General features: G+C 74.4%; 16 protein-coding genes and 1 riboswitch. Of the genes, 2 read left to right on the forward strand and 14 right to left on the reverse strand.

Translation table 11 applies throughout. The annotated features are described in order from the left end of the window. The 3 genes from ribD to rpe form a co-directional block, all read right to left on the reverse strand. Positions 1-1,062, reverse strand: coding sequence for a bifunctional diaminohydroxyphosphoribosylaminopyrimidine deaminase/5-amino-6-(5-phosphoribosylamino)uracil reductase RibD (ribD, locus tag ABUL08_RS12845; protein ID WP_350937777.1), 1,062 nt, complete (start codon positions 1,060-1,062; stop codon positions 1-3). 164 nt (positions 1,063-1,226) lie between these two features. After that, positions 1,227-1,397, reverse strand: a riboswitch (FMN riboswitch). 80 nt (positions 1,398-1,477) lie between these two features. Then, positions 1,478-2,434, reverse strand: a complete 957-nt coding sequence (locus ABUL08_RS12850; RefSeq protein WP_350937778.1) for a GGDEF domain-containing response regulator — start codon at positions 2,432-2,434, stop codon at positions 1,478-1,480. Between the two features lies 1 nt (position 2,435). After that, positions 2,436-3,116 carry a ribulose-phosphate 3-epimerase gene (rpe, locus tag ABUL08_RS12855; protein ID WP_350937780.1) on the reverse strand — a complete coding sequence of 227 codons (681 nt, stop codon included), beginning with the start codon at positions 3,114-3,116 and terminating at the stop codon, positions 2,436-2,438. 263 nt (positions 3,117-3,379) lie between these two features. Here rpe and ABUL08_RS12860 point away from each other — a divergent pair, with 263 nt between their 5' ends. Together ABUL08_RS12860 and ABUL08_RS12865 are read left to right on the forward strand one after the other, a co-directional pair. Continuing rightward, positions 3,380-4,267, forward strand: coding sequence for a septum formation family protein (locus ABUL08_RS12860; RefSeq protein ID WP_350937782.1), 888 nt, complete (start codon positions 3,380-3,382; stop codon positions 4,265-4,267). Between the two features lie 84 nt (positions 4,268-4,351). After that, positions 4,352-5,242: a septum formation family protein gene (locus tag ABUL08_RS12865; RefSeq protein ID WP_350937783.1), complete on the forward strand. Its 891-nt coding sequence runs from the start codon at positions 4,352-4,354 to the stop codon at positions 5,240-5,242. A gap of 36 nt (positions 5,243-5,278) precedes the next feature. On the opposite strand, the gene ABUL08_RS12870 is transcribed toward ABUL08_RS12865, so the two are convergent. The 11 genes from ABUL08_RS12870 to rpoZ all read right to left on the reverse strand — a co-directional run bounded on the left by ABUL08_RS12870 (position 5,279) and on the right by rpoZ (position 19,378). Next, a complete protein-coding gene (locus ABUL08_RS12870) occupies positions 5,279-7,009 on the reverse strand; it encodes a M28 family peptidase (protein WP_350937785.1) in 1,731 nt (576 codons plus the stop codon). Positions 7,010-7,355: 346 nt separating this feature from the next. Then, positions 7,356-8,753 (reverse strand): helix-turn-helix domain-containing protein, encoded by a 1,398-nt coding sequence (locus ABUL08_RS12875; RefSeq protein WP_350937786.1) that lies wholly within the window; start codon positions 8,751-8,753, stop codon positions 7,356-7,358. A gap of 102 nt (positions 8,754-8,855) precedes the next feature. After that, positions 8,856-10,433, reverse strand: a complete 1,578-nt coding sequence (locus tag ABUL08_RS12880; RefSeq protein WP_350937787.1) for an RsmB/NOP family class I SAM-dependent RNA methyltransferase — start codon at positions 10,431-10,433, stop codon at positions 8,856-8,858. Next, on the reverse strand, positions 10,430-11,356 hold the full coding sequence (gene fmt, locus ABUL08_RS12885) for a methionyl-tRNA formyltransferase (RefSeq protein WP_350938605.1): 927 nt from the start codon (positions 11,354-11,356) through the stop codon (positions 10,430-10,432). Before fmt ends, ABUL08_RS12880 begins: the two co-directional genes overlap by 4 nt. Positions 11,357-11,361: 5 nt before the next feature. Further along, on the reverse strand, positions 11,362-11,922 hold the full coding sequence (def, locus tag ABUL08_RS12890) for a peptide deformylase (protein ID WP_350937789.1): 561 nt from the start codon (positions 11,920-11,922) through the stop codon (positions 11,362-11,364). 42 nt (positions 11,923-11,964) lie between these two features. Continuing rightward, positions 11,965-13,236, reverse strand: coding sequence for a cytochrome P450 (locus ABUL08_RS12895; RefSeq protein WP_350937792.1), 1,272 nt, complete (start codon positions 13,234-13,236; stop codon positions 11,965-11,967). Between the two features lie 84 nt (positions 13,237-13,320). Further along, positions 13,321-14,304, reverse strand: coding sequence for an AAA family ATPase (locus tag ABUL08_RS12900; protein WP_350937794.1), 984 nt, complete (start codon positions 14,302-14,304; stop codon positions 13,321-13,323). A gap of 258 nt (positions 14,305-14,562) precedes the next feature. Then, entirely contained in the window at positions 14,563-16,542 is a 1,980-nt protein-coding gene (locus ABUL08_RS12905) for a primosomal protein N' (RefSeq protein ID WP_350937796.1), read from the reverse strand. 59 nt (positions 16,543-16,601) lie between these two features. Beyond that, positions 16,602-17,792, reverse strand: coding sequence for a methionine adenosyltransferase (metK, locus tag ABUL08_RS12910; protein WP_350937799.1), 1,191 nt, complete (start codon positions 17,790-17,792; stop codon positions 16,602-16,604). 99 nt (positions 17,793-17,891) lie between these two features. Beyond that, complete coding sequence (gene coaBC, locus ABUL08_RS12915; protein ID WP_350937801.1) at positions 17,892-19,100, reverse strand: bifunctional phosphopantothenoylcysteine decarboxylase/phosphopantothenate--cysteine ligase CoaBC; 1,209 nt, start codon at positions 19,098-19,100, stop codon at positions 17,892-17,894. A gap of 14 nt (positions 19,101-19,114) precedes the next feature. Next, positions 19,115-19,378, reverse strand: a complete 264-nt coding sequence (gene rpoZ / locus ABUL08_RS12920) for a DNA-directed RNA polymerase subunit omega (protein WP_007075826.1) — start codon at positions 19,376-19,378, stop codon at positions 19,115-19,117. Positions 19,379-19,385 lie beyond the last annotated feature (7 nt).

Here is a 19,385-nt window from a genome sequence, read left to right on the forward strand (position 1 = left end):
TCAGGCCTCCCTCTTCCGGGGCAGCGCGGTGATCCGCAGGTCGGGGCCGACCTGCGTGACGTCGGTGAGTTCCAGGTCGATGGCGTCGGCGATGGTGCCGACGCCGGCGTCCAGCAGCGCGGTCGGGCCGGCGCCGAGCAGCTTCGGGGCGACGTAGCCGACGACCTTGTCGACCAGCCCGGCGGCGAGGAACGCGCCGGCCAGCCGGGGGCCGCCCTCCAGCAGCGCGGCCCGCACGCCGCGGTGGTGCAGCTCGGCCAGGAGCGCCGGCAGGTCGACCCGGCCGTCCGGGCCCGCCCCGACCTCCGCGGTGGTGGCGATCCAGGTCCGGGCGGCGCCGTCGCGGACCCGGGCGTCGAGGGGGGTACGCCCCGAGCTGTCCACCACCACCCGCAGCGGCTGCCGGATGGCCAGGGTGCCGTCGCGCAGGTTGCGGGCGGTCAGGCGGGGATCGTCGGCGAGCACGGTGCCGACCCCGGCGATGACCGCGTCGACCGTGCCGCGCAGGGCGTGCACGTCGATCCGGGCGGCCTCGGAGGTGATCCACATGCTGCTGCCGTCGGCCGCCGCGGAGCGCCCGTCGAGGGTGGCCGCGTACTTCCAGATCACGTACGGCCAGCCGCGGCGCATCGAGGTCAGCCAGGCGATGTTGCCGGCCTCGGCCTCGGGCGCGCGTACCCCGAACTCGACCTGGACCCCGGCGGCGCGCAGCGTGGCCGCGCCCCCGGAGGCGACGGGGTTGGGGTCGGGCACGGCGACGACCGCCCGGGCGATCCCGGCGGCGATCAGCGCGTGGCTGCAGGGGCCGGTGCGGCCGGTGTGGTCGCAGGGTTCCAGGGTGACCACGGCGGTGCCGCCACGGGCCCGCCGGCCGGCCTGGGCGAGCGCGACGATCTCGGCGTGCGGTCCGCCCGCGTACGCGTGGAAACCCTCGCCGACGACCTCACCGTCGGCGTCGAGCAGGACGCAGCCGACGACCGGGTTGGGGCTGGTGGTGCCGAGCCCGCGGGCGGCCAGCGCGATCGCGCGACGCATCGCCTCGTCCACGGAGACGCTCGCCATCGCCTGCCCCTGCCCTCTCGCTCGCCGGTCCACGCGCGGGCGGGGAGTGACGGCGGGACGCCGCAGGCGGGCGGCGGCGGAGATCCGGGGACGGCGGAGCCGACCCCGGGGAGCCCACGCGGCAGCTGAGGGTGTCAGCGGCCGGCAGGGGGCCTCCCCGTCCCGCGCGCTGTCTCCCATCCGGACTTTCTGGAAGCGGACGAACCGCTCCCAACCGTCGGCCCCGGATTCTCACCAGGTCCACCGGGCGGCAGAGCCGTCCGGGTCGCGGGCTTACCACGGTCGGACCGTGGATCACCGCCGGTTCGGAATTTCACCGAGCCCCGCCAGCGCGTGGTGGGTACACGGGAAGTCTTACACGCCGGGCGGGGGGCCGCGCCACAGAGGGGAGCTACCTCACAGCAGGAGCGCACGATCACGTAACACCGCGGCGGCGGTCGACCGCCACGTACGACCCGGGTTGGCTCTTGGCGACCGTTTTCATCTCGGAGGCGACCGCGATCGCCTCCAGCGGGTCGGTGAACCGCTTGCTGGCGTCGGAGAGCGAGACGCCGATGGAGAGGGTGACCAGGGCGGCCCGCCGGATGTTGCCCCGGCGGTCCTTCAGCTCGACGAACCCGCGCGCGGCGTCGGTGGGGTCGTAGAGCGCGTCGGCGGCCTTCTCGAAGTCGACCACGGCCCGGCTGGTGAGTGGGCGGACCTGGCTGGGCGTGCAGACGATGACGAAGTCGTCGCCGCCGACGTGACCGAGGAAGGCCGGCGGCAGGCCGATCGAGACCACCGCCCGGTGCAGGCTGCGGGCCAGCGCGGAGATGAACTCGTCGCCGCGGACGAACCCGTACCGGTCGTTGACGCTCTTGAAGCGGTCGATGTCGATGTAGCCGACGGCGTAGTCGACGCCGCTGCGGACCCGGTCGCTGATCTCCCGCCGGATCCGGCTGTTGCCGGGCAGCCCGGTCAGCGGGGAGACCTCCCGGAACTCCTTGTTGCGGCGCAGGGTGGAGCTGACCCGGGCCACCAGCTCGGCGGTGTCGAAGGGTTTGACCAGGTAGTCGTCGGCGCCGGCGCTGAGGCCGTGCACCTTGTCGACGGTCATCCCCTTGGCGGTCAGCATGATCACCGGCAGGGCGGAGGTCATCGGGTCGGCGCGCAGCCGGCGGGTCAGCTCCAGGCCGTCGATGCGCGGCATCATCAGGTCCACCACGGCCAGGTCGGGCCGCTGCCGCTCGATCACCTCGAGCGCCTCCTGGCCGTCGCTGGCGTGGATCACCTCGAAGCCGTGCAGCCGGAGGTTGAACTCGACGAAACGGGCGATGTCCTCGTCGTCGTCGACGACCAGGATGACGTCGGGTCGCTCGCCGGCCGGCTCCACCTCAGGCCCCGGTGGACGCGCGCTCCGCCAGGGCCCGCAGGCGGCGTACCGCCTCGGCCGGATCGTCCGCGCCGTAGACCGCGGTGCCGGCGACGAACGCGTCGGCGCCGGCCTCGGCGGCCTGCTCGATGGTGTCGGCGGCGATCCCGCCGTCGACCTCGATACGCAGCTCCAGGTGGCCGGCGGCCACGTGGCGGCGGGCCGCGCGCACCTTGTCCAGCAGGTGCGGGATGAACCGCTGCCCGCCGAAGCCGGCCTTGATCGTCATGATCAGCAGGGTGTCGAAGCTGGGCAGCAGCTCCAGGTACGGCTCGATCGGGGTGTCCCGGTCGATGGCCAGCCCCGCCTTCGCCCCGGCCGAGCGCAGGTCCTTGGCCAGCGCCACCGGGTCGTCGCACGCCTCGGCGTGGAAGGTGACGTTGTACGCCCCGGCGTCGGCGTAGCCGGGCGCCCAGCGGCGCGGGTCCTCGATCATCAGGTGGACGTCGAAGGGGATCTCGGTCACCGCGCGCAGGCTCTGCACCACGGGCAGGCCGATGGTCAGGTTCGGCACGAAGTGGTTGTCCATCACGTCCACGTGCAGCCAGTCGGCGGCACCCTCGACGGCGCGGACCTCTTCGGCGAGACGGGCGAAATCGGCGGCCAGGATGCTGGGGGCGACGATCGACGGCGGTACGGTCACGGGGCCAGTGTACGAACGCGGCCACCCGCCGCCCGCAGCGCGGCACCGACCGAGACTCGCTGTGACCCAGCCGTGACCGGTGGTGCAGAATCGGACCCTCCGGGCCGGAAATCCGGAACGAATAGCCAGCCGTGACTGGCCGAACGACCGAAACACGACGACACTCCAACAGGGACGGTCTCGTATGCCGCACGTCCGGGGGCGGGAAGACGCCGCACCGGGCCCACGGCGGGACGGCTGTCATCTCCCGGGAAGGGCGGACGATGCGACGGTGGCTCCTGGCGCTGGCGCTGGCCGGCACGGCGACGGTGGCGCTGGGCGGTTGCGTCCAGCCGCACCGGGCCGACGGTGACCTGATCGACGACTGGCCCGCGCTGCCCGCGCCCCGGCTCTTCGTGCCCGCCACGGACGCCTGCCTGCCCCGGATCACCGCCGTCGTGCAGGCCGGCACGTACGAGACGGTGGAGTGCGCGCGCAGCCACCTCGCCGAGGCCGTGCACGTCGGCACCTTCACCGGCGCCACCGCCGGCGGCACCCGCCCCGAACCGGGCTCCCCGGCGCTGCGGACCGCGCGGGCCGAGTGCGACCAGCGGGCCCGCGAGGCGATCGGCGGCGACTGGCACGCGGCCCGGCTCACCCTCAACATCGCGCTGCCGTCGGTGACCGCCTGGCTCAGCGGCGCCCGCTGGTACCGCTGCGACCTCAGCGAGACCGACAGCATCGACAACACCCGCCCGGTGAACCGGGTGGGCAGCCTGCGCGGCGCGCTGGTCAGCGACAACCCCCTGGTGCACCGCTGCTTCGACCCGAAGCTGATCGGCAACAACCTCAACTACATGGCCCCGGTGCTCTGCACCGAGCCGCACCGGGCCGAGTTCGTCGGCGTCTACGTCGAACGCGACATGAGCTGGGCGGTCTTCACCCGCTCCAGCCAGCAGGTGCACCGGCGCTGCATGGGGCTGATCGCCGCCTTCGCCGACGTGCCGAACAACAGCGACCTGCCGTACCGGGCCGGGTCCATCTTCTATCCGCCGTCGCAGCGGGAGTGGGAGGAGGGCGACCGGGGGGTGCGCTGTTTCCTGTGGAGCGACGACCGGCGGCTGACCCGCTCGATGCGCGGCGTCGGGCCCAAGGGACTCCCCGCGATCTGAACGCCCGTGGCGTATGCTGCACCGCCGTGGCGTACCCCGGCGGTCGGAGCCGGTCGATGCGCCGCGCGACGGGGAGGTCGAGCAATGCGGCGCTGGTGGTCGGCGGTCGTCATGGGGGTGACGGCGACGCTGGCGCTCGCCGGCTGCGGCACGCCGGCCGGGGTGGACCGGGACGTCGCCGACGACTGGCCGGCCTTCGGCCCGGCGAAGGGCTTCGTGCCGGCGAACAACACCTGCCACACCATCATTCCGGAGACCGGCTACCTGACCGGCTACAACCCGGTCGGCTGCACCGAGCCGCACCGGTCGGAGACGCTGCACGTCGGCACGCTGACCGGCACCGACGCCAACCGCGGCACTCCCCCGCGCCCCGGCTCCACCGGGATGCGGACGGCCTCGGCCGAGTGCGACCGGCAGGTCAGCCGGGCGGTCGGGGCGGACTGGCGCACCGGGCGCCTGCACGTCACCGTCATCTTCCCGTCGACCCAGGGCTGGTCGGGGGGAGCCCGCTGGTTCCGGTGCGACGTCTCCGAGACCGTCAGCCTGGACGACTTCGGCGTCATCACCCGCGAGGCCGGCCTGCGCAACGCGCTGGCCGCCGGTTCTCCGCTGGCGTACGGCTGCTTCAACCCGAAGCTGGTCAAGGACGACATCGACGAGATGCCCTCGGTCGCCTGCACCGCCAAGCACCACGCCGAGTTCGTCGGCATCTGGCAGGCGCCGGACGTCAGCTACGCCACCTTCGTCAAGAGCACGGTGCGCGCCCACCGGGCGTGCCGGTCGCTGATCGCGAAGTACGTGAAGGTCCCCGACAACAGCGACATGCAGTACCGGGCCGGCACGATCATGTACCACCCCTTCGAGGAGGAGTGGAACAACGGCAACCACGGGGTGCAGTGCTTCCTCTGGCTGGACGACCGGACCGTGACCCGCTCGTTGCGGGGCGGCGGGAGCAAGGCCCTGCCGATCCAGTGAGCGGGGCGGGCCGACCGGCCCACCCCGCCCCGATCCTCAGCTGGCCTGCAGCGTCACGTCGTCGACGACGAAGCTGGTCTGCAGCGAGGCATCCTCGACGCCGGTGAACTTCAGCGTCACCGTCTGACCGGCGTACGCGGCCAGGTTGAAGGTGCGCTGGGTGTAGCCGGTGACGGCGTTGACGTTCGAGTACGTCGCCAGGGTGGTCGTGCCGACCTGGACGGTCAGCTTGTCGTACGCGGTGGTGCCGCTCTCGGCCGTGTCGATGTGCAGCCAGAACGCCAGGGTGTAGCTGGCACACCCGGCCGGGATGCTCACCGACTGCGACAGCGTGTCGGTGTGGCTGCTGCCGTACCCGTCCAGCCACGCCTTGTACGACCCGCCGTGCGCGGCCTGGCCGGTGTCGCTGGTGATCACGCCCGAGCTGGCGGTCCACGGCGTGCTGCCCGACTCGAAGCCGCTGTTGCCGATGAGCTGGCCGCCCGCGCAGCCGCCGGTGCCGGTCACGGTGAGGCTGTAGGTGGCGGTGTGGGTGACCGCGCCGGTGCCCGTGACGGTGAGGGTGAAGGTGCCGGTGGTGGCGGTCGACGAGGCGCTGACCGTCATGGTGGCGGAGCCGCCTGAGGTCACCGAGGACGGGCTGAACGACACCGTGACCCCGCTCGGCGCGCCGGAGGCGGAGAGGCTGACCGTCTGGGCGGTGCCGCTGGTGGTCGTGGTGCTGACGGTCGCGGTCGTGGAGCCGCCCCGGGCCACGCTGCCGGAGGTGGGGCTCACCGCCACGGAGAAGTCGTTGGTCGCGGTGCCGCCGACCGCGAGCTGCCAGATCGCGTACGCGACGCCGTCGGCGCTGCGGTTGAGGATGGTCGCGTTGATGTTGCTGGCGGTGTCGCAGGAGCGGTGGTAGCAGGAGTCGTACGCCGCACCGGCGGTGCCGCCCCACTTGCTGGCCTGCGCGGAGGTCTTGGTGGCGCTGGCGCCCGCGGCGTAGCCGGAGGTCTGGATGCCGGCGTTGGCGAACGAGTAGTCGTCGGAGCGGCCCTGCCCCTCGACGTTCTCCTCCGGCTGGATGCCGAAGCTGTCCCAGTACGCCTTCAGCGGCGCGGCGGTGGCGGAGGTGATCCGGTTGATGAAGTAGCCGCCGTTGGGCGAGGCCACCATGTCGAAGTTGTAGTAGCCCTTGATGTAGCTCTTCTGGGTGGCACTGAGCGAGTTGACATAGAAGTTCGAGCCCTGCAGGCCCTGCTCCTCGCCGTTCCACCAGGCGAACCGGACCCGCTTGGTCATGGTCGGGTTCTGGCTGGCCAGCACCAGCGCGTTCTCCAGCAGGGTGGCCGAGCCTGAGCCGTTGTCGTTGATGCCGGGGCCGGCGGAGACGCTGTCGAGGTGGGCGCCGAACATGACCACCTGGTCGGCGGGGCCCTGCGGCCACTCGGCGATCAGGTTGCTGCCCGGGTAGGTGCAGCTGGTGCAGGTCTGCTCGGTGACGGTGTAGCCGGCCGCCTGGAGCTTGCCCTTCACATAGCTCACCGAGGCGGTGTAGCCGGCGGAGCCGGCCCGCCGGGTGCCGCCGTTGTTGGTGGCGATCGTGTTGAGCTGGGTCAGGTGCGCCTGGACGTTGGTCACCGAGATGTCCGGGGCGGCGGCGACCAGGGTGGGGGTGGCGGTGGCCGGGCGGGCGGTGGCGGCGGCCGGGACGGCCAGGGTCGCCGTCATGGCGGCGAAGAGGGCGAGCGCGAGGCCGGCGGCCGGCGTTCTCCGTCTCATGGTGACTCCTCGTGGGGTCGGCGGGGGTGCCTTCGGGGTGGCCCGACCCGTGGGCTCCCGGGGGTGGGGAGCCCCGGCGTCGATTCCGGTGATCGGAACAGTTACATGTATCGATCGCATAGTCAACGGCGCTGTAACAGTTCCGCCGGTCCGGGCGGAGCACCGGAGGTGCCCGGGCGGTGGACGCGGGGTGCTGCCGGGCCGTCGGCGACTGAGGGGTTCACCGATCGGCCCGGCCCGTCCACCCCCGGGCCAGGAGACGTTCACATCCGCCGATCCCCTGGTCAACGAGGAACAGGCCGACCGGGAGCGGTTGTCACAATCCGGCAAAGTGGACCGGCCCGGGTCAGTGGGCGGATGGACCCAGCAGGTCGGTCAGCTCGCGGACCTCCGGCAGGTCGTCCCAGCCCTGCCGCAGCCGGGCGCGCAGGCCGTGCAGCTCGTGGACGATGGTCGCCCGGCCGGTCCGCAGCGCCTCCTCGGCGACCGGCGTCGCCACCGCCACCGCCGCGTCCGGCTCCCCGGCACAGGCGTGGGCGTCGGCCAGCCGCACGGTCAACAACAGATAGGTGGGGCGCATCCGCGCCGGCAGGTGGGCCAGCGCCCGGCCCGTCGCGTGCACCGCCCGACGGGCCACCGCCCGGTCCCCGGTGGACGCCGCGAGGTCCCGCAGCGCGCCGCCGATCGAGGACTCGGCGCGTACCACCCCCGCGTCACCGAGCAGCCACGGCGCCTCGGCGGCGTCCCGGGTGTCCAGCCGGTCCAGTCGACGGCGGGCCAGCAGGACCTGCCGGCGGCACTCCCCCACCGCGCCGGCCAGACCGTACGCCCGCGCCTGGTAGAGGTGCGACAGGGTGGTCATCCAGCCGCGTTCCCGGTCCACCGCGCCGAGTGCCCGCGCGTACGCCAGCGACGAGGCGGCGTCCCGGTCCAGCCGGGTCAGCGTGCAGAAGTCGCTGAGCAGCGTCGCCCGGGCCACCGCGTCCGCACCCGCGCCCGCCCAGCGCAGCCCGTGGGTGACCCAGGCCATGCCGACCGCGCGCTGCCCCCGCTGCATCCGCAGCCGGGCGGCGAGCTGCGCGTACTGGGCGGCGAGGCGGAGCGGGGCGAGCGGCGAACGGCCGGCCGCGTCGACCACCTCCGCCCAGCGCACCAGCAGATGCAGGATCCGCTCGATCGAGGCGACCACCGCGGTCGACACCTGCTCGATCGCGACGCTGGTGTAACCCGGCAGCAGCGCGGTCAGCCCGTGCACCAGGTCGGGCACCGGTCGGTCCGGCAGCGCCGCCACACCACCGGCGTCCAGCCGGGCCAGCAGCGGCAGCACCTCCTGCGGGCCGGGCACCGGGCACTGGGTGTCGTCGTGCAGCGGGCAGGTGAAGCCGCCGTACGGCAGCAGCCGCGGCCAGACCGGCAGGCCGGGCGGGGCCAGCGCGTCGGTCCCCTCGACGGCCGGCAGCACCGGGAAGAGCGTCGGGTCGGACGGCCCGCTGCGCGGTCTGCGCCGGTCGCCCGGCTCGGCCAGGGCGGTCAGCGCGCCGTCCGACCCGAGCAGCACGTCGAGCCGCGCCGGCAGCCCCATCGGCGGCTCCCGCAGCCCGCCCTCCAGCTTGCTGATCACGCTGTGGTGGTAGCCGATCCGCAGCCCGAGCTGCGCCTGGGTCAGCCCGGCCCGGCGCCGCCACACGCGCAGCTCCCGACCGAACTCTCCCCAGGGCGGCGTCCGCACGTCCTCGCCGTCCATCGACCCCTCCCGGACGACCCGGGGCGCACCGGCGCGCCCGCGGGTCGGGTGGTGCAGGAATACACCACCGATCCGGGCAGGTCAATGCGGTCCGTCGACGGGTCAGCCCCGGCGCAGCACCGCCAGGAACATCGCGTCGGTGCCGTGCCGGTGCGGCCAGAGCTGCACGGTCGGCCCGTCGCCGAGCCCCGGCATGCCCGCCGGCAGCAGCGGCCGCGCGTCGACGAAGTCCACCGGCAGGCCACACCGGCGGGCCGCCTCGGTCACCGTCACGTGCGTCTCCACCGTGTGCGGCGAGCAGGTGACGTAGGCGACCAGGCCGCCGGGGCGGACCGCCTTGAGCGCGGCGGTCAGCAGCTCCCGCTGCAACCGGGTCAGGGGCGGCAGGTCCGACGGCTGCCGCCGCCAGCGGGACTCCGGCCGGCGGCGCAGCGAACCCAGCCCGGTGCACGGGGCGTCCACCAGCACCCGGTCGAAGTGCCCCTCGGGCAGCTTCGGGTCCGCGCCGACCGAGCGCCCGTCGGTGGCCAGCACGGCCACCGGCAGACCCCGGGTGGCCTGCTCGACCAGCCGGGCCCGGTGCTCGGCCACCTCCACCGCGGTCAGCCGGGCACCGCGCTGCGCGGCGAGCGCGCCGAGCAGGCCCGCCTTGCCGCCCGGCCCCGCGCACAGGTCCAGCCAGCGGCCGTCCGGGCCGTCCAGCGGCGCGCCCGCCAGGGCGTTCGCCACCAGCTGGGAACCCTCGTCCTGGACGTGCGCCCGCCCCTCGGCGACCGCGCGCAGGTCACCCGGCGCGCCGCCGGGCAGATAGACGGCGTACGGGGAGAAGGCGCCCGGGGCGCCACCCACCTCGTCGGCCAGCTCGACCGGGTCGACCAGGCCGGGCCGCGCGCACAGGTGCACCGGTGGCCGCTCGTTGTCCTCGATGAGCAGCCGTTCCGTCTCGGCCAGGTCCCCGCCGAGCGCCTCGGCGAAGGCCCGCACGATCCACTGCGGGTGGCTGTACGCCAGCGCCAGGTGCCCGACCGGGTCGGTCTCCCGGTCCGGGGCGAGCTTCGCCACCCAGCCGTCGTGGTCGAGGGTGGTGATCTCCCGCAGCACCGCGTTGGCGAACCCGGTCGCCCCCGGGCCCACCGAGCGGACCAGGTCGACGGTGGAGGAGACGGCGGCGTGCGCCGGCACCCGGGTGTGCAGCAGCTGGTACGCCCCGATCCGCAGCGCGTCCCGCACCGGCGGGTCGATCCGCTGCACGTCCCGGCCGGCCGCGTCCGTGATGATCGCGTCCAGGGTGCCGGTGTGCCGCAGCGTGCCGTAGGTCAGCTCGGTGGCGAAGGCGGCGTCCCGACCGGTCAGCCCCTCCTCGCGCAGCATCGCCGGCAGCACCAGGTTGGCGTACGCGTCGTCCCGGTGGACCGCCGCGACGGCCTGGTACGCGACGTGCCGGGGCAGGTCCACGGCCGGCCGGACGGGCCGCCGGTCGAACCCCCGGCGGTCCCCGCCACGCGCACGGTCCCCGCCGAACTGCCCGCCGCGCGGCCGGTCCCCGCGCGGGAACCGGTCGCCGCGCTCGAACGACCGCTCGCCGCGGCCGGTGTCCCGCGGCCCGTCGGACGATCGCGCCGGACCACGCCGGCCCTCGTCGGCGAAGCGCTCACCCCGCGGCTCGGACGGCCCCGTCACGCGAGGTCCTCGCCGGTGGCGACCCGGACGCCGCGCGCCCAGTCACTCGCCGACATGGCCTTCTTGCCGGCCGCCCGGACCTCACCGAGCTGCACCGGGACGGTGGCGGTGCCCACCAGCACCCGTGACTTCTCCACCAGCAACTCACCGGGTTTCAGGTCGGGGCCGTTCGCCACCGGGGTGACCGGGCCGAGCTTCACCCGGTCGCCGCGGAAGGTCGTCCACGGCCCGGGGGCGGGGGTGCAGGCACGGATCCGCCGGTCGACGGCGAAGGCCGGGTCGGCCCAGCGCACCCGGGCGTCCTCGACGGTCAGCTTCGGCGCCAGGGAGACCCCGTCGGCGGGCTGCGGCTCGGCGCGCGCGGTGCCCGCCGCGATCGCGTCGAGGACGGCCACCAGCAGGCCGGCGCCCGAGTGGGCGAGCCGCTCCAGCAGGTCGCCGGAGGTGTCGGTCGGACGGACCTCGTCGGTCAGCGTGCCGAAGACCGGGCCGGTGTCCAGCCCGGCCTCCAACTGGAAGACACTGGCCCCGGTCAGCTCGTCGCCGTGCAGCACGGCGTGCTGCACGGGCGCGGCACCCCGCCAGGCGGGCAGCAGCGAGAAGTGCAGGTTGACCCAGCCGTGCGTGGGGATCTCCAGCGCCGACGGCGGCACCAGCGCCCCGTACGCGACCACCGGCACGCAGTCCGGGGCGAGCGCGCGCAGCCGGTCCAGGAACTCCGGCTCCCGGGGCTTCGCCGGGGTGAGCACCTCCACGCCGTGCGCGTCGGCCCAGGCGCCGACGGGCGAGCGGACCAGGCCCCGACCGCGACCGGCCGGGGCGTCGGGACGGGTCACCACGGCCAGCAGCTCGTGGTCGGAGGCGGCGACCGCCTCCAGGGCGGGTACGGCGACGGCCGGCGTGCCGGCGAAGACCAGACGCATCCGGGTCACCGCCCCAGACCGAAGGGGTTCCCCGCGGCGTGCGGGTTCAGCTTGACCGTGGGCGGCGCGGCCGGGTCGTACCACTCGGCCTGCCGGATCGCCTTCATCGCGGCCTTGCGGCCGGCCGGGTCCAGCCGGTCGACGAAGAGCACCCCGTCGAGGTGGTCGGTCTCGTGCTGCACGCAGCGGGCCATCAGCCCAGTGCCGACGATCTGCATCGGGTCGCCGTAGCCGTTGTAGCCCTTGGCGATCACGTTCTGCCGACGCTTGGTGTCGAAGTAGAGGCCGGGGATGGAGAGGCACCCCTCCGGGCCGTCCTGCTCCTCGGCGTCCGGGAACTCCAGCACCGGGTTCACCAGGTGGCCGACGACGTCGTCGACGTCGAAGGTGAAGACCCGCAGGCTCACCCCGAGCTGCGGCGCGGCGAGGCCGGCCCCGCTCTGCTCCCGCATCGTGTCGGTCAGGTCGGCGATCAACGTGCGCAGCTCGACGTCGAAGTCGACCACCGGATCGGCCGGCGTGCGCAGCACCGGATCCCCGAACAGACGGATGGGCTGAACGGTCACGCGGGGTGGCTCCTTAACTGGGACGGGCGGTGCCGTACCAGTCTACGGAGTACCCGGAGCCGCCCCGGCCGGCGTACCGCGATCGGTGAGCGGGGACTCCTCACCCACCGTCACCGGCAGGGTGGCGTAGCCGCGCAGGGTCAGCCGGACCCGGCGCTCCGGCTCGCCGGCCAGGGCCAGGCCGGGCAGCCGACGCAGCAGCTGCGGGAAGGCCACCTGCGCCTCCAGCCGGGCCAGCCCCGCGCCGAGGCAGTAGTGCGGTCCGGCGCCGAAGGAGAGCGGGTGGATCTGCGGTCGCCACGGGTCGAACCGGTGCGGCTCCGGATAGCGCCGGGGATCCCGGTTGGCGGCGCCGAGCAGCAGGATCAGCCAGCTCCCGGCGGGCAGGTCGACGCCGCCGTAGCGGCTCGGTGCGGTGCTCATCCGGGAGGTGAGCTGCACCGGGGAGTCGTACCGCAGCAGCTCGTCGACGTAGTCGGCGGCGAACTCGGGGTGGCCGCGCAGCGCGTCGGCCGCCCGGGGGTGCTCCAGCAGCACCACCAGGCCGTTGCCGAGCAGGTTGGTGGTCGTCTCGAAGCCGGCCACCAGCAGCACCACCAGGTTGGCCAGCAGCTCGTCGCCGGAGAGCCGCGCGCCGTCCGCGTCGTGCGCCTGCACCAGCGCGGTGGTCAGGTCGTCGGCCGGGGCCCGGCGGCGGGCCGCGACCAGCTCGGCGAAGTAGTCGCTCAGCTCGGTGGCCCCGCGGTCGGCGACGGCCAGCTCCTCGGGCGTGATCTCCGGCTCCAGCACGCCGGTCAGGTCGGTCGCCCACCGCCGGAACAGCGGCCGGTCCGCCGCCGGCACGCCGAGCAGCGCGCAGATCACCCCGACCGGCAACGGGTACGCGAAGTCGGCCATGAAGTCCAGGGGCGCGCCGTCACGGCCCCGGTCCCGCATCCGGTCGATCAGCTCGTCGGCCTGCGCCACCACCACGTCCCGCATGGCGGCGATCCGGCGCGGGGTGAACGCGCCGGCCGCGAGCCGCCGCATCCGGCTGTGGTCCGGCGGGTTGGTGCGCAGCATCGACCGGGAGATCGACCGCACGGCGGCGCTGTCCCGCCACCCGGGCAGGAACTGGTCGCGCAGCTCGTCGTCCATCACCCCGAAGCGGGGGTCGCGCAGGATCTCGTCGGCCTCGGCGTAGCCGGTGACCGCGTAGAAGACCGGGCCGGCCTGCGCCACCGGGCCGTGCGCGCGCAGCCGCTCGTACGTCGGATAGGGGTCGATCCGGCCCTGCGGCGACATGAGCAGGGCGAGAGCGTCGGCGGCGTCCACGATCGGCCTCCCCGGGCGTCGGAAGCCTCCATCATGCCCCCGGCTGTCCGGTTCCCGCGATCCCCCGACCGCCGCCGGGACGGCTCAGGCGCCGGTGCCCGGCTCCCCGGCGAGCACCGCGTCCCCGCCGAGCAGGGCGTGCTCGGGCAGCGGGAGGGTGATGCCGTGGGCGGCCTCCCAGTCGTGGATCAGGCTGGGACGCACCTGGGCGGCGAAGTAGTCGACCGCGCTCATCCCGCCGACGACCGGCTCGTCGACCTCGGCGACCAGCCGGGCCGGGACCATCGGGAAGCCGCTCTGGATCGCCGCGCTGAGCCGGCGGTGTCCGTCCACGACGAAGAAGTACTCGCCGGTGTAGCCGATGGTCAGCGGCTCCAGGGCCTCGTCGCCGGCGTCGGCCACCTCGCCGACGAACTCGGAGTCCCAGAGCCCGCGCAGGGTGGCGATGTCCTCGGTCGGATAGACCCGACGCGGGTCGAGCAGCAGCAGCGGCGGGGCGTCGCGCAGCACGTCCGCGCCGAGGCGCCCCTCGTACGCGTCGACGATGTGCGAGATCACCTGCGCCGGGTTCGCCCGGGTGGTGTCGCAGATCAGGTCGTAGTTGCGCAGCCGGGCCTTGTCGACGCCGTAGCGGAGGATGAACCGGTTGCGCTCGCTCTCGCTGCGCTCGCGGAGCTTGGCCCTCGCCTCCTCCAGCGAGGTGTAGCTCTCGGCCGGGCCGGAGGGGCGGGCGAGCACCCGCCGGGCCGCCTCGGTCGGCTCGGTGATCATGTGGACCTTGAGCGCGTTGGTGAAGAAGTGCCAGGCCAGCCGGGAGTCCATGACGAGACTCTCGCCAGAGGCGGCGATGTCGCGCTGGAGCTGGTCGACGTAACCGTCGACGGCCTGGTCCAGCTCGGCGTGCAGGTTGAGCTGGAGCGCGGTCATCTGCCGGTCCTGCGCCATCTGGCGGTAGAGGTCGCCGACACTGACCCGGCGCAGCCCCAGCCGCTCGGCGATCTCGACGGAGACGGTGCTCTTGCCGCTGCCGAGGTCGCCGTTGAAGACGATCGATTGACGAACGGTCACGACTGGTCCACCCCTGATCGCCGGCTGGTTGACATCATCGATGTGGCTTCGGCTCGACGCGTCCGCCAGTCCTCGTCCGGTCCGGCGCGTCTGACGCCGGGCCGTGCTGCGAGCCGTCGTACGCCCGGGCATGACGGGCGATGCTATCACGCAGCTTCCACCCAATTGCCGGACCACGTGTCCGTCAAACCCCAGGTCACCACGGTCGGCGACCACGCCGGTGCGCCACGTCACCGGGAATCGGGCGGCGGCGAGCGGTCAGAAGAGGCTCAGCGGGTCGACCTGGAGGCGCACCGGGTCGGCGGCCTTGCGGGCGCTGCGCTGGCCGGCGGCGGCGCGCAGCGCCTCGGCGAGGGCGGCGGCCCGGGCCCGGGGCACCCGGACCAGCATCCGTTCCTTCCCCTCGTCCGCCGGCACCGGGCCGAGCACCTCGGCGTCGTCGGGCAGCGGCGCCCCGGCGAGCAGGTCGGCCACCGCCTCGGCCACCCCGGTGACGCTGGCCATCCGCACCGCGGGCGGGAAGCCCAGCTCGCGCCGCTCGGCCAGCTCCCGGGCGGCGAACCAGGCCGCGTCCCAGCGCAGCAGCGCCTGCACCGGCGCGAGCGCGCCGTCGGCGACGACCACCACCCGGCCTCCGGCGCCGGCGGGGCGGGCCAGCGCGGCGGCGGCCAGCCACCGGCGCAGCGCCTCCTCCCCCGCCCGCAGGTCGGCCCGGGTGAGCAGGGCCCAGGAGTCGAGCAGCAGCACCGCGCCGTAGCCCCCCTCGGCCACCGGTTCCGCCCCCGGGGTGGCGATCACCAGCCCGGCGCCGTCGGGCACCGAGGCGAGCACCTCCTCCCGGCCGGAGGTGCGGACCGGCACGCCGGGGAAGGCCCGGCCCAGCTCCTCCGCGGTCCGCCGGGCGCCGGTGACGGAGGCCCGCAGCCGTCGCCCGCCGCACTCCGGGCAGGCGTACGCGGCGGCGACCCGGCCGCACCAGCGGCAGGCGGGCGTCCCCGCGGCCGACGGCAGCGCGAGCGGGCCGGCGCAGTGCGGGCAGCGGGCCGGGGTCCGGCAGTCGGCGCAGGCCACCGAGGGCAGGTAGCCGCGGCGGGGCACCTGCACCAGCACCGGGGCGTCGGCGCGCAGGGTGTCCCGCGCGGTCGTCCAGGCCAGGCTGGGCAGCCGGGCGGTCGCCGCACCCGGGTCGCGGGCCAGCTGCGGGTCGTCGCCGGTCGGCAAGATCACCGGGGTACGCGCCCGCACGGTCGCCCGGTCGGCCACCACCTCCCGCGCCCAGCCGGTCTCCACCAGCAGCTGCGCCTCGGCCGTGCGGGCGTACCCGCCGACCAGGGCAGCCGCGTCGGCGAGCTGGGCCCGGGTGAGCAGCACCTCCCGGGCGTGCGGGTAGGGCGACCGGGGCTCGGCGTGCAGGTCGTCGCCGTCGTCCCAGATCGCCACCAGGCCGAGCCGGTCGACCGGGGCGAACATGGCCGCCCGGGTGCCGATCACCACCGGCACGTCGCCGTGGCGGGCGGCGAGGAAGGCGCGGTAGCGGCGGGCCGGGCCGAGCGCGGCGGAGAGGCAGACGTGCCGGTCGGGGCCGAGGGTGGCGGTGAGCGCGGCGTCGAGCCGGTCCAGGTCCCGGGCGTCGGGCACCACGACCACCGCGCCCCGACCGCCGGCCACGGTGGCGGCGACCGCGTCGGCGTACCGGGCGGTCCAGTCCTCCCCGGCCAGGGCGGACCAGACGGCCCGGGGTGCCCGCCCGTCGGTCAGCGCGCGCAGCAGGGCCGGCCCGGCCGGGTAGTCCCGCCAGCCGCGCGGGTCCACGGGCCCGCCCCCGGAGGCGGAGCCGACGGCCGGCGGAACGTCCGGTGCCGGCGGGGCCTCGGCGGCGTCGGGTACCGGCGGGGCGTCGGCGGAGTCGGCGCGGGCGGCGAGGTCCTTCTCGACCCGGGCGTGCCGGGGCGGCACGGCGAGGCGCAGCACGTCGGCGAGGCTGCCGGCGTACCGGTCGGCGACCGCCCGGGCCAGCCGGGCCACCTCCGGGGCGAGGACGGGCTCCGGTGAGACCACCTTCTCCAGGTACGCCAGCCGGGGATGGTCGGACCGCTCGACCCGCTCCAGCAGCCAGCCGTCCACCAGCTGGCCGGCGAAGCGCACCTTCACCCGCACCCCGGCGGTCGCCTCGGCGTCCAGCTCGGCCGGCACCAGGTAGTCGAAGGGACGGTCCAGGTGGGGCAGGGGCACGTCCACGCAGACACGAGCGACCGGCGACCCCGCTGCGGGTCGCCGGTCGCTGCGCCTGGTGGCGGTCAGGCTCCCGCGGCCGACTTGAGATCGGCGGCCCGGTCGGTGCCCTCCCAGGTCAGGTCCGGCAGCTCCCGGCCGAAGTGGCCGTACGCGGCGGTCTGCTGGTAGATCGGGCGGAGCAGGTTCAGGTCGCGGATGATCGCGGCCGGGCGCAGGTCGAAGACCTCGCTGACGGCCTTCTCGATCGAGCTGACCGGCACGGTCTCGGTGCCGAACGTCTCGATGAAGAGGCTCACCGGGTGGGCCTTGCCGATCGCGTACGCGACCTGCGCCTCGCAGCGCTCGGCCAGGCCGGCGGCGACGACGTTCTTGGCGACCCAGCGCATCGCGTACGCGGCGGAGCGGTCGACCTTGGACGGGTCCTTGCCGGAGAAGGCGCCGCCGCCGTGCCGGGCGTAGCCGCCGTAGGTGTCGACGATGATCTTCCGGCCGGTGAGGCCGGCGTCGCCCATCGGGCCACCGATCTCGAAGCGCCCGGTCGGGTTGACCAGCAGCCGGTAGCCGTCCGTGTCGAGGCCGAGGCTCTCCAGCTCGGGGGCGATGACGTGCTCGCGCACGTCCGGGGTGAGCAGCGACTCCAGCGAGATGTCGGCGGCGTGCTGGCTGGAGACCACCACCGTGTCGAGGCGTACCGGGCGCAGCCCGTCGTACTCGATGGTGACCTGGGTCTTGCCGTCGGGCCGCAGGTAGGGGATGGTGCCGTCCTTGCGGACCGCGGCGAGCCGGCGGGCCAGCCGGTGCGCGAGCGCGATCGGCAGCGGCATCAGCTCGGGGGTCTCCGAGCAGGCGAAGCCGAACATCATACCCTGGTCGCCGGCGCCCTGCGCGTCGAGCGCACTCTCCGACGACCCGGTACGCAACTCGAAGGCGTTGTCGACACCCTGGGCGATGTCCGGGGACTGCGCGCCGATCGAGACGCTGACGCCGCAGGAGGCGCCGTCGAAGCCCTTCTTCGACGAGTCGTACCCGATCTCCAGGATGGTCTCCCGGACGATGGTCGGAATGTCCGCGTACGCCTTGGTGGTGACCTCACCCGCGACGTGGACCTGACCGGTGGTGATCAGGGTCTCGACCGCGACCCGGCTGTGCGGGTCCTGGGCGAGCAGGGCGTCGAGAATGCCGTCGCTGATCTGGTCGGCGATCTTGTCCGGGTGGCCTTCCGTGACCGATTCGGACGTGAAGAGACGTGTCACGGCACTCCTAAGCATGTGAAAACTCTTGAACGGTCGCTCCGCGGCAGTTTAGTCACCGTACTTCTAGGGTGACTCACCGAATACGAATGTGCCCAGCGTTCAGGACCGGTCCGTCAGCCGGGTCAGCACGAGGTCCCAGACACCGTCGGCGAGGTCCTCCTTGGACTGCTCGGGCAGCCGCTGCACCGAGTCGTCGGAGCCGATGACGGTCGCCGCGTTGGTGTCGGCGCCGAAGACCTTGTCCACGCCCACCTCGTTGATGACGATGAGGTCCGCCCGCTTCCGGGCGAGCTTGGCGCGGCCGTTGGCCTCGGCGTCGCCGGTCTCCGCGGCGAACACCACCAGCACCTGGTCCGGCCGGCGGCGCCGGCCCAGCTCGGCGGCGATGTCAGGGTTGGTGACCAGGTCGATCGTCGGCGCGCTGCCGTCGTCCGCCTTCTTGATTTTGCCAGTCGCGTACGTTGCCGGGCGGAAATCGGCGGGAGCCGCGGCCATCACCACCACGTCGGCGTCGGCGGCGGCCTCCAGGGTGGCCTTGCGCAGTTCCTCGGTGGTGCCGACGCGGACCACGTCGACGCCGGCCGGGTCGGCGAGCGACACGTTGGCCGAGACCAGGGTGACCCGGGCGCCCCGGGCGACGGCGGCGCGGGCGAAGGCGTACCCCTGCTTGCCGGAGGAGCGGTTGCCGAGGAACCGGACCGGGTCGAGCGGCTCGCGGGTGCCGCCGGCGGTGACCACGACGTGCCGGCCGGCCAGGTCGGCCGGGGCGGCGACGCCCCGGGCGAGGGCCCGGCGGGCGACGGCGAAGATCTCCGCCGGGTCGGGCAGCCGGCCCTTGCCGCTGTCGGCGCCGGTGAGCCGGCCGACGGCGGGTTCGATCACCCGGACACCCCGGGACCGCAGGGTCGCGACGTTGGCGACGGTGGCCGGGTGCTCCCACATCTCGGTGTGCATCGCCGGGGCGAGCAGGACCGGGCAGCGCGCGGTCAGCAGGGTGTTGGTGAGCAGGTCGTCGGCGAGACCGTGGGCGGCCTTGGCGAGCAGGTCGGCCGTGGCGGGCGCGACCACCACCAGGTCGGCGTGCTGGCCGAGCCGGACGTGTGGCACCTCGTGCACGTCGGACCAGACGTCGTCGGCGACCGGCCGGCCCGACAGCGCCGCCCAGGTCGGCGCTCCGACGAACCGGAGCGCCGACGCGGTCGGCACGACGCGGACCCGGTGGCCCGACTCGGTGAAGAGCCGCAGCAGCTCACACGCCTTGTAGGCGGCGATGCCACCGCCGACCCCGAGGACGATCTCGGCGGACATCGACGCGGGCGAGCTTACGGCTGGTCGGTCGGCTCGGCGGTGAGCAGGCCGGCGTTGATCTCGCGCATGGCGATGGAGAGCGGCTTCTCCTGCGGGGTGGTCTCCACGAGCGGGCCGACGTACTCCAGGAGGCCCTCGCCGAGCTGGCTGTAGTAGGCGTTGACCTGGCGCGCGCGCTTGGCGGCGAAGATCACGAGCGCGTACTTCGAGGTGGTCTTCTCGAGCAGCTCGTCGATCGGCGGGTTGGTGATGCCTTCGGGGTTGGCGATGGATCCCACGAAATAA

It is taken from the genome of Micromonospora sp. CCTCC AA 2012012 (assembly GCF_040499845.1).
Taxonomy (GTDB): Bacteria; Actinomycetota; Actinomycetes; order Mycobacteriales; family Micromonosporaceae; genus Micromonospora; species Micromonospora mangrovi.